Origin of the sequence: Dongia deserti (genome assembly GCF_003574735.1) — a bacterium.
Lineage (GTDB): Bacteria > Pseudomonadota > Alphaproteobacteria > Dongiales > Dongiaceae > Dongia_A > Dongia_A deserti.
This window is the reverse complement of the sequence record NZ_QORW01000017.1, coordinates 110,781-120,822: the sequence shown is the minus strand read 5'-3', so window position 1 is coordinate 120,822 and position 10,042 is coordinate 110,781. Positions and strand designations below refer to the sequence as shown.

The 10,042-nt window shown below is 60.6% G+C and carries 10 protein-coding genes and 1 pseudogene; 10 read left to right on the top strand and 1 reads right to left on the bottom strand.

Going from position 1 to position 10,042, the window contains the following annotated elements; translation table 11 throughout:
• The 7 genes and pseudogenes from DTX69_RS31110 to DTX69_RS23135 all read left to right on the top strand — a co-directional run.
• Positions 1–162, top strand: a pseudogene (locus DTX69_RS31110) (IS91 family transposase); the annotation flags it as partial.
• Between the two features lie 213 nt (positions 163–375).
• The gene (locus DTX69_RS23160; protein ID WP_119303966.1) at positions 376–1,338 is read left to right on the top strand and encodes an AraC family transcriptional regulator; all 963 of its coding nucleotides are present in this window, start codon (positions 376–378) and stop codon (positions 1,336–1,338) included.
• A gap of 420 nt (positions 1,339–1,758) precedes the next feature.
• Positions 1,759–2,358, top strand: a complete 600-nt coding sequence (locus tag DTX69_RS23155; RefSeq protein ID WP_119303949.1) for a cytochrome P460 family protein — start codon at positions 1,759–1,761, stop codon at positions 2,356–2,358.
• Between the two features lie 46 nt (positions 2,359–2,404).
• Complete coding sequence (locus DTX69_RS23150; RefSeq protein ID WP_119303948.1) at positions 2,405–2,983, top strand: cytochrome P460 family protein; 579 nt, start codon at positions 2,405–2,407, stop codon at positions 2,981–2,983.
• Between the two features lie 96 nt (positions 2,984–3,079).
• The gene (locus DTX69_RS23145; protein WP_119303947.1) at positions 3,080–3,733 is read left to right on the top strand and encodes a nitroreductase family protein; all 654 of its coding nucleotides are present in this window, start codon (positions 3,080–3,082) and stop codon (positions 3,731–3,733) included.
• Positions 3,734–3,767: 34 nt separating this feature from the next.
• Positions 3,768–4,313, top strand: coding sequence for a carboxymuconolactone decarboxylase family protein (locus DTX69_RS23140; protein WP_119303946.1), 546 nt, complete (start codon positions 3,768–3,770; stop codon positions 4,311–4,313).
• Positions 4,314–4,467: 154 nt separating this feature from the next.
• A complete protein-coding gene (locus tag DTX69_RS23135) occupies positions 4,468–5,160 on the top strand; it encodes a glutathione S-transferase N-terminal domain-containing protein (protein WP_284736011.1) in 693 nt (230 codons plus the stop codon).
• A gap of 718 nt (positions 5,161–5,878) precedes the next feature.
• Here the strand turns inward: DTX69_RS23135 and pdxR are convergent.
• Positions 5,879–7,330 (bottom strand): MocR-like pyridoxine biosynthesis transcription factor PdxR, encoded by a 1,452-nt coding sequence (pdxR, locus tag DTX69_RS23130; RefSeq protein ID WP_284736010.1) that lies wholly within the window; start codon positions 7,328–7,330, stop codon positions 5,879–5,881.
• Positions 7,331–7,566: 236 nt separating this feature from the next.
• Here pdxR and DTX69_RS30365 point away from each other — a divergent pair, with 236 nt between their 5' ends.
• From DTX69_RS30365 to DTX69_RS23120, 3 genes are all read left to right on the top strand, one after another.
• On the top strand, positions 7,567–7,752 hold the full coding sequence (locus DTX69_RS30365; RefSeq protein ID WP_162917493.1) for a hypothetical protein: 186 nt from the start codon (positions 7,567–7,569) through the stop codon (positions 7,750–7,752).
• 332 nt (positions 7,753–8,084) lie between these two features.
• Complete coding sequence (locus DTX69_RS23125) at positions 8,085–9,137, top strand: methyltransferase (protein WP_284736009.1); 1,053 nt, start codon at positions 8,085–8,087, stop codon at positions 9,135–9,137.
• Positions 9,138–9,195: 58 nt separating this feature from the next.
• The gene (locus DTX69_RS23120; RefSeq protein ID WP_119303945.1) at positions 9,196–9,819 is read left to right on the top strand and encodes a LysE family translocator; all 624 of its coding nucleotides are present in this window, start codon (positions 9,196–9,198) and stop codon (positions 9,817–9,819) included.
• Positions 9,820–10,042: the final 223 nt, after the last annotated feature.

Below are 10,042 nucleotides of genomic sequence, written 5' to 3'. Positions count from 1 at the left end.
CCCGGCTTCTTCCTTCCGGTCCGCGTCCTCTCGCGCCTGTTCCGCCGGCTGCTCCTGGAGCAGCTCGCAGCAGCACATGAGACCGGCCGTCTCCACTTCTTCGGCGCTCATGCGCCGCCGGCCGAGCGCGAAGCCTTCGCAGCCTATCTGGCGCCGTTGCGCATTTGTTCACCAGCGCGGTCGCCGCGACCATGGTCGGCCAGCGAGCCAGCAAGGCCTTGAGCCAGGGCCGATGCACAGTGCCATGAATTTTGGCATGGCGGATGAAGGCATGATTCACCTAGCGGTTTCACGGGTTGATCTTGTAAGAAAGTTGCTATGCAAAACACGGCCAAATCGCGGGCCGGAAGCGGACAGGGGGAGCGGACCGATTCGATGATCGCCGTCTCTGCCTCGAAGCTTTCCGCCGCCAACCTCAACAACCTCATGCGGGCACTTGAGATCGACGTCGTCGCGCTCACCGAGATGCTGATTCCATCGGGCTATCGCGCCGAGATGGGGACGATCGACGCGCCGGCGATCCATTACACAATCAGTGGCAGGGGACGAATCTCGATCGGCGATGGGCCTTCGATGTCGCTCGAGCCCCATCTGCTCATCATCAAGCCTCCGAATACCCCGTTCGCGATCGAAGTCGACGGAGGCAGCGGCCCGAAGAGGCTCATCTCCCGCGATTGCTGGAAGCGGCATGACGGCGTGTTGCGCATCGGAGTACCGACCGAGCAGCCAGAGGTCATCCAGATCTGCGGCTTCTTCAACGCATCCTTCGGACAATCCGTCGGGTTGTTTCGCGAATTGCGGGAGCCTGTGGTCGAGAAATTCGAGCCGACGGACAAGATCGACCTGAAGCTTCGCGAAGCGATCGAGGAGCTTCGCTCGCAGGAAATCGGCATAGGCGCCATGACGGCTTCCCTGCTGAAGCAGGTCATCATCGCCCTGGTGAGGCGGTCGATGAAGTCCTCCCGCAACTGGACTGATCGGTTTTCCATTCTCGCGGACCGGCAGATCACGCGTGCATTCGCCGACATGGTGGCGCACCCGGGGGCCGCCCATACGGTTGCGAGCCTGGCGCATAGCGCAAGCTTGAGCCGTTCGGCCTTCATGGCCCGCTTCTCCGAAATCTTTGGTCGGTCGCCCATGGCCGTCCTTCGCGACCTCAGGATGCGGCAGGCAGCGCTCGATCTCACGACGACATCAGCCCCAGTCGACGTTGTGGCCTACAACGCCGGCTACGAAAGCCGGTCAAGCTTCGTGCGAGCATTCCGCAAAGCCTACAACGTTGATCCTAGCGAGTACCGGCTGCGCGTGAAGAGCGGTGAGAGTGATAAGGGCGCTTGAGCCAAATACCGCGCTCCGAGGCATCTCTCCCGTGAGGAGTACCATTTTAAGAGGGCGCGCCGATAGCGACGTCCGCTCATCTGTTGAAACTGTTCGTCGGGCTTTCAGCGCTGGCTGAGTTCGCTGCCTGGCGGAAGAAAAAACTGGAAACAGCAAAGGTCGAAAGCAAGCCGCGTGAGCTCGTGCAAGCGCGACGCTGCGACCCAACCGAGCTCTTTCCGTCCTCAGCCAGATTCGTGCACACCTGGCGGACTGATTCCTCGGCGCTGGCCAGCTCTGGAGTCCAGAATGCGTGTCCGCGCGTCCAGGGATGCTCAACGCGGGTTTCATCGCGCCAGCACCAGTAGCAACGTGGCTTTAGGCTATGGCGCGGGAGCGACCTAGGACGGACATCACTCAATGTCGTGGAGAAAATAAGGTATGCGTATGATTACCCTACTGATCGCCGGAGCGGTTTCCAGCGCGGTCGCTGTAACAGCGGTATTCGCCCAGTCTGACTCCAATGACGGCGGCACACTGACGAGGAAGCGCTATCTCCCCGAGTATACCGCATCGGGCGATCTGATCCTGCCGAAGAATTTCCATGAGTGGGTGTACGTCGGCTCACCGCTCACTCCTAACGCGCTCAACGACGGCCAGGCCGGTTTTCCAGAATTTCACAACGTCTACATCGAACCAGGCTCATACCAGATCTACAAGAAGACAGGCGAGTTCCCGGAGGGAACAATCTTCTTCAAGGAACTGCAGATGACGCTCCCGGCCGACAATCCGGATGGATCACGTACCGAGCCCTCTGGGCGAGGCTACTTCCCCGGAAAGTGGAACGGCGCCGACGTTACGGTCAAGGATACCAAGCGTTATGCCGACACTGGTGGCTGGGGCTACTACAACTTCAATCACCACGAGCCGAAAGCGGCGACAGCCAAGCTGAAGCCTCAATCCGAGTGCGCCTTCTGCCACCAGGCGAGCGCTAAGAAAGACGATGTCTGGACCCAATTCTATCCGCTGCTGGACAACTGAGATCGTCAACAAGCGCTACCGATTCACCAACACAGGGAACAATGCCATGAGGATCGCCGCTGCCTTGGGCATCGCCCTGGCAGGACTGTCCGTGATCGGCGCCGTCACTGCCTACGGGGAGATCGATGCGAGCTCCCAGTATGGCGAAACGACTGCTGCCGTTGTCGACGACACGGGAAATCTGCGCGTGCCTGCCGATTATCGGACCGCTTATCAGATGCTGGGTAGCTGGGCAGTGGCTGCAGACGACGGTCCGGGCTCAAAGGAGCTGCACGTGGTCTATGCGTCGCCCGGAACCATCGCCGCGTATCGCAAGAACGGACACTTTCCCGACGGCGCCGTTCTCGTGAAGGAAGTGTTCCATGCGACTACTCAAGATATGACAACCGGAACCGTAAGCAGTGCTGGCACGCTCGCTGGCTGGTTCATCATGGTGAAGGACAACGTCGGCCGATTTCCTGGAAATAAGCTTTGGGGCGACGGCTGGGGTTGGTCCTGGTTCGAGGCAACTGATCCACAGAAGACGACATCCACCGACTACACGACGGATTGTCAGTCCTGTCATGAGCCGGCGCGACAATCAGACTGGATCTACACGCACGGCTATCCGGCCCTGACCCGGTAAGCCAAAGCCCCACTCAATACCTTGAATGACAGCAGCTCTGCTTAGAGCGAAAGCACTCTTGTACCTCAACCTATCCCTTCACCCATAGGAATCACCATGGCCAACGGAACTACCGCGATAAACGGAACCACAACGACCAACGCCGTCATCGAATGTATCCTGAGCCGCAGGGCCACCAAGTATTACGACCCCGCCGCCACTTTGAGCGACGACCAAATACGCGAGCTGGTGCGAATTGGCACCACCGCGCCGACATCCTTCCACTTGCAGAACTGGCGCTTCATCGCCGTACGCTCGCCTGAAGCCAAGGCTCGGCTGCGTCCGATCGCCTGGAATCAGCCCGCGATCACCGAAGCGGCCGTTACCTTCATCGTCTGCGGCCAGTTGGCCGATTCCAGCGTAATACCAGAGCGCCTCATACCCGTGGTGGAAGCGGGCATCATGCCGGAAAAGTTGGTGCCGGATTGGGAAATCCCCGCACGCAACCTGTACATGGATTACCCGCAGCGACAGCGCGACGAGGCCGTACGCACCGCCACCTTCGGCGCGGCGGCGATGATCTATGTAGCCAGTTCGTGGGGCTTGGGTTCGACACCGATGATCGGTTTCGATGACGAAGCGGTGCATCGCGAGTTCGGACTGGCTGCAAACGAAGTGCCGGTCATGCTCTTGTCCGTAGGGGCGGAGCGTCCGGGGAACTGGCCGCAAAAGCCGCGCCTGCCGGTGGCCGAGGTGCTGGATCTCGTTTGATTATTAGTGAAATCAATAATTTACGGAGATTACGATGGCAAGAACTGCTGCTCTAAAGCCGGAACAGGTGCCGGCCGATTCGAAACCGACTCTCGATGCGTTCACCAAGAACATCGGGTTCACCCCAAATATGATGGCGAGCTTCGCGCAGAGCCCGATCGCATTCAACGCATGGGCCGCCCTGCTCGGCTCCTTGAGCAAGGCGCTCGACGTGAAGACGCGTGACAGCGTCGGCCTCGCTGTCTCCGAAGTGAATGGCTGCAACTACTGCCTGACAGTGCACAGCTTTACGGCCGAGCATATGGCCAAGTTGCCGGCCGATGAAATCATTCTCGCTCGGAAGGGCCATGCCAGAGACCCGAAGCGGGACGCCGCGGTCCAGTTTGCGCGCAAAGTCATCGAGACCCGAGGGCAGGTCAGTGATGCCGATCTGAAAGCCGTCCGCGATGCCGGCTACACGGATGCGAACGTCATGGAGATCGTCGCGCTGGTGGCCATGTACTCCCTGACGAACTTCTTCAATAACGTGTTCGATCCCGAGAAGGACTTTCCTGCCGTTACGTCGGCTGGCTCGATCTGAACTCTATCCGGTCGCATCGAACATCTCCGAGGGCTCTTGGAGGTTTGATGTGATGCGAGCATGATGCCAAAGCCCAGATGCACCCAGGAAAGAGGGTTGGGAACGCGTCTGGGCTTGTCGTATGCCCCGACAAGCCTGGGAGGAAGAAAAAGTGATGCTCGATCATCCGATTTTCACGCGCTGGCCGGCGAGGTACCCCGATCGGCTGCAACTCTTTTCTCTCCCGACGCCTAATGGGGTGAAGGTGCGCATCATGCTGGAGGAGGCAGGCCTCGCCTATGAGCCGCATCGCATCGACATCATGGCGAACGAGAACCATGATCCGGCCTTTCTCGCGCTCAACCCGAACGGCAAGATTCCCGCTATCTACGACCCCGACGGACCGAGCGGCACGCCGCTCGCGCTGTTCGAATCGGGCGCGATCCTCCTCTATCTTGCCGACAAGACGGGACAATTTATCTCTGCCGATCCGAACACCCGCTACGAAACAATCCAGTGGGTCATGTGGCAGATGGGCGGAGTCGGGCCGATGTTCGGCCAGGTCGGTTTCTTCCACAAATTCGCCGGCAAGGCCTATGAGGACAAGCGCCCGCGCGACCGCTACGTAACCGAATCAGCGCGGCTGCTCGGTGTCCTCGACGAACGGCTCGCGGGCCGCGACTGGGTGATGGGCGCTGACTACAGCATCGCCGATATTTCGCTGCTCGGCTGGGTGCGCAACCTGATCGGCTTTTACGAAGCGCGCGAGCTCGTCGGCTTCGACCGCTTTTTTCATGTGCAGGCGTGGCTCAACCGTGGCCTCGCGCGGCCGGCGGTGCAGCGCGGGCTGGAAGTAACGGCAGCCTAGTCCGGTTTATCCCACATACTGCCATGATCTGCTTTTGAGTTTACGTCCGCTTGCCTGCAGAAAGCGGAACGAGCATCAGCTTCGCGGTAACGGCCGCACTATTGAGAGATGACTCAGCTGTAGGGAATATACCGTCAAATTGAAGAGCTACCTTCGATACCTCATCTGGTGGACAGCGGCGGGCATGCACTCAATTTCTCTCGCTTTCGCTCACATGCGCACCACCGTCCTATTGACTATCGGTCGCACATGATCAACGGACTGGGAAATCCGTACGCCTACATGCGCCCAAATGGCGTTTAAGTACCCTCACTCCCACTCGATCATCAACGACCCATTCAAGTCGTTGACAAGACGAAATAATTCTCCCGGCCACCTACGAATACCGTCAGCCCAACCGTCACAGGTAGCTGCTTGCCCGCGATAGGTGACGATAGATCTTGGAGGTTACGGAGCACGTTATCTCAGCAATGTCGTGCATTGCGATTTCGTCTGTTGGCTCGCCAGATCACAACATCAAACATTGGAGCAGCGCCGCCTTGAGCGGCGCACGCCTACTCGTGAAATCCCGTCGGGCAATGAGCTACTTTCGTCTGCTACGCCCGCAATAGCGGACCATGTACTTGCTCAAGAGAATGGCACGTTAGTGCGATAAGCCGACATAGCTCAGATGTGACTGTCACGTTGTGCTTTTCGCCGCAGGACCGCCGACGACGGTTCAGTGGTAAAAGCAGGATCGTAGCCGCCGCAGCCCGTCTTCGATGCTGGCGGTAGGGATTGCCCCATATCCCAGCAGCAGTCCGGATGGTCCCGGCGAATCGACACCGAACCTCGACAGCTCCTGAACGGCGACACCGGCGTCGCACGCCCGGCGCACGACGGCGCCGATCCGGCCGGCGGACGCGGTGCGCGCGACGGCGGCGATGTGAAGTCCGGTGGTCGAGGGGATGACCTCGAGATGGTCGGCAAAGTCGCGGGCCAATGCGTCCGCGATCATCCGGTGACGCGCCCGATAGACTTCGCGCGCCTTGCGAAGATGACGGGCAAATCCGCCGCCGTCAATGAAGTCCGCCAGCACGGCCTGGATGGTTGTCGAGGTGTGCCAGTCAGTCACAAGCTTCGCCTTGTGAACAGCCTCGCGTAGCGAGGGCGGGACCACGACGAATCCCAGACGCAGCGTGGGCAGCAGCGTCTTCGAGAACGAGCCGATGTATATGACCCTCCCGGTCGTATCGAGCATCCGGAGCGGCTCGATCGGACGCCCTCCGAAGCGAAACTCGCTGTCGTAATCGTCCTCGATGACCGCGGTGTTGTGGCGATCGGCCCAGGCCAGGAGCGCCAATCGTCGAGGCAGCGCCATCGACACGCCGAGCGGGTACTGGTGGGACGGCGTCACGTAGACGGCGCGCGCTTGCCGCGGAAGGGCGTCGACATCGAGACCGTCGCGGTCGACCGCAACGCCGGTCACGCGCAGACCGAGCGCCGCGAATGCCCACCGCGCAAGTGAATAGCCCGGATCCTCCACGGCAATGTGATCTCCGGGTGAGAGTAGCACCCGTGCGATGACGTCCAGCGCCTGCTGCGTGCCGTTCGTGACAATGACGTCGTCGGCCGACGCCTCGACACCGCGGGAGACGGCGATGTGACGCGCAATGGCTTCCCGCAGCCCTCTGTTGCCCGCCGGGTTGTCGTAGACGATCGTGCTCTCGGCTTCGGAGCGCAGTTGGCGACCCATCAATCGTCGCCACGCGTCGTGCGGGAACAGCGCCGCATCGGGGAGGCCGCTCCGAAAGTCGAAACGGGGAGGCTGGGCGAAGATCATAGGCGGCAGCCAAATCGCATTCCAGACCGGGCGCGCGCGCAGCGCAGCGCCGATCCGCTTGTTCTTCGGCCTGCTTCGCGTCGATGCCAGGTTCTCGCTGACGACCGTGCCCGCGCCCACGCGCGACGTCACGAATCCTTCGCCGGCGAGACGGTCATAAACGCCGGTGATCGTCGTGCGAGAGACCGTGAGCTGCCGCGCGAGCTCCCTGCTGGGCGGCAGCGGATCGCCGGGCCGCAGCTGACCCTCGACGATCGCCCGGCGCAGCTGCCGGTAGATCTCGCCGCTGAGGTCTTTGCGACCGACCAGGCTGATGTGAAGCTCCATTTCCGCAGTATAGGGCGCCATGAATTGGCCTGCCAGACTTTGCAGGAATTGGCTCTCGTAGCAGTCCTCTGCCTTTCCTATCTTACCACCGACGCTGCAGGCAAACGCTGCCCAGCGAAAAGATGCCCGACGTATCGCCCTTGCCGATCAAGGAGGAGCAGACGGCTCCAGCCTCGGAAAGTGGCACGACCCTGACGTGTTCCCGGGTCGATGCACATCAGCCACAGCCGGCATCATCGCCTGACTGGAGGATCGCCATGGCAATCAGGTCGTTGCACTGGATCTGGCAGCTGATCGGGAGCGAGCGGCGCAGTGCGGCGCGACCGGAGCGACACGCCTCGCCGCCCATGACGATCGAGGTGGAATCCTTGCCGGACTACCGATGGCGCGAGCTCGGGTTTGTCCAGGCCCGCCGTAATGACGAAACCGAGCAAACTCGCTAGTGCGGCACGTCCCCCTGTGAACCGGTTCACTTCGCTCGCGACCGCAGACGGCTACCCTCCAAGCCGGACGCTGAGCACTTCGTGCCATTCCGCAATGACCGAGAGATGGAACCCATGAAGGTGCTGGCCATCGGTGGGGGTATCGGTGGATTAGCGAGCGCGCTGAGCCCGCATGCCGCCGGTATCGAGTGCACGGTCTTCGAGCAGTCGGACAGCATTCGCGAGCTTGGCGGCGACATGCTCCTTAACGGCCAACCAGGTAATGAGATCAAATCAATTAGTTATGCCAGTGGATACGCCTCCGCGGCGCCCGCAAAATTGGAGACACAGCAATGGAAGACGCCAAGCTGCCGACAATGTCGCGTGGTGACGTCACGCCAGATCACATTATGCAGATCGGCATGGGATTCTGGGCATCGAAGGCGCTGCTGAGCGCTGTAGAGTTAGGCGTCTTCACCTACCTTGCCGATAGGTCGAAGACTGGGCGCGAACTTGAACGCGCCTTGGAACTCAATCCGCGCGGAACGTACGACCTTCTGGACGCTCTGGTCGCGCTTGGCCTGCTCGAGCGCGACGGCAACGGCGTGGCGGGTCGATACCGCAACACCGCCGAGACGGCAGTGTTTCTTGATCGCAAGAGCCCGCAATACAGTGGCGGGATCCTCGAAATGGCGAATGCGCGGCTTTACCGATTCTGGGCCGACTTGACGCCGGCACTGAAGACGGGAAAGCCGCAGAACGAGGTCAAGCATTCCGGCCTGCCAATGTTCGATGAACTCTACGCCGACCCAAAACGGCTGGAGCAATTCATGGACGCTATGGCCGGCATTTCGAAGGCGAACTTTAGCGCCCTCGCCGAGAAGTTCGACTTCTCACCCTACAGCACGTTGGCCGACATTGGCGGTGCGAGCGGACAGCTCTCTTGTTCGGTCGCAAGCCAACACACGCATCTTTCCTGCCGCTCATGCGATCTGCCCGTCGTGAAGCCGATTGCAGAACGCAACATCCGCAAACATGGCCTGAGCGAGCGAGTGCAGGCGGACGTCATCGACTTCCTTCACGACGGATTCCCGAGAGCCGATATCATCACTATGGGGATGATCCTTCATGACTGGAATCTCGACCGTAAGAAGATGCTGATCGCCAAGGCGTACCGCGCTCTGCCCAAGGGCGGAGCACTGATCGCGATCGAGAACATCATCGATGATGAGCGGCGAAAGAACGCATTCGGCCTGCTGATGTCTCTCAACATGCTGATCGAGTTCGGAGACGCATTCGACTTTACCGGTGCCGACTTTGCCGGCTGGTGCCGAGACGCGGGCTTCGCGCACTGCGAGGTTCGACACCTAGCGGGGCCCACAAGCGCGGCGATTGCGTACAAATAGCACCAAGATGGCGGGCTTCGACCAGGCACAGGTCAACCGCTAGGATCGGAACTACGGCGTGGATTGGTCCACTCTTGCCCAATTCTTGGCGGCGACGCTCCTTCTTCTTGTAACGCCCGGCCCGGTCATAGCGATTGTCACTCATAACACTGTACGGCGCGGAACCGCGGCCGGCCTGCTGACTGTGGTCGGCGTCGGGCTTGGCGATGCGTGCTTGCTCGGGGCAACGTTTGCGGGCTTGCGGCTTTCCAGCGAACTCTTGCCGGCGGTGTTTCGATGGCTTTCGCTCGCTGGGGCGCTTTACCTCATCTGGCTCGCCGCAGAGGCCCTGCTCGTCCGCCGTGGGACCTCGCGAACGGCAATCTTGTCTCGCTGTCGTAAGCCGCTCCTGGACGGCCTGACGATCGCCTTCGCGAATCCTGCGGCGCTTCTGTTCTATACCGCCTTTTTCCCGCAGTTCATCGACCGGAATGATTCGATCGCGGAACAGATGATCGTGTTGAGCGCGTTATATATTTGCACTAGGTTGACGGTCGACGCTGCGTGCGTCCTCACTGTTGCGCGCGTCCGGTTACCGGCGGGCCGAACGCAGATTGGCAGGTTCGCGGAGCAGGGAACTGCCGCCGTCTATCTCTCGATCGCGGTCATCACCGTCCTTAGGTTCATCGAGGTGGCAGAGTGATTTGGAGGCTGTCCACGCATCGTCGGCACTAGCATTTCCGTGCACCCACGGACGTCGCAATCCCATTCGGAAGACCGCATCAGGGCGCTGCGCCACACCGTCCGCATCGGACACCAGGCGTGGACATCGGCGCTCGTTCTTTGCCATTCAACTGATCCATCAGCTTCAATGCACACTTGCCAGTGCCCGCCGCACATAGCCGTAACGGTCCGAAGCGGAGCAA

Coding starts and splice junctions, on each gene's coding strand:
- DTX69_RS23135 (WP_284736011.1), top strand. CDS start 4,468: ATGCTCGATCATCCGATTTTCACGCGCTGGCCGGCGAGGTACCCCGAT.
- DTX69_RS23140 (WP_119303946.1), top strand. CDS start 3,768: ATGGCAAGAACTGCTGCTCTAAAGCCGGAACAGGTGCCGGCCGATTCG.
- pdxR (WP_284736010.1), bottom strand. CDS start 7,330: ATGGCGCCCTATACTGCGGAAATGGAGCTTCACATCAGCCTGGTCGGT.
- DTX69_RS23155 (WP_119303949.1), top strand. CDS start 1,759: ATGCGTATGATTACCCTACTGATCGCCGGAGCGGTTTCCAGCGCGGTC.
- DTX69_RS23160 (WP_119303966.1), top strand. CDS start 376: ATGATCGCCGTCTCTGCCTCGAAGCTTTCCGCCGCCAACCTCAACAAC.
- DTX69_RS23125 (WP_284736009.1), top strand. CDS start 8,085: ATGGAAGACGCCAAGCTGCCGACAATGTCGCGTGGTGACGTCACGCCA.
- DTX69_RS23150 (WP_119303948.1), top strand. CDS start 2,405: ATGAGGATCGCCGCTGCCTTGGGCATCGCCCTGGCAGGACTGTCCGTG.
- DTX69_RS23145 (WP_119303947.1), top strand. CDS start 3,080: ATGGCCAACGGAACTACCGCGATAAACGGAACCACAACGACCAACGCC.
- DTX69_RS30365 (WP_162917493.1), top strand. CDS start 7,567: ATGGCAATCAGGTCGTTGCACTGGATCTGGCAGCTGATCGGGAGCGAG.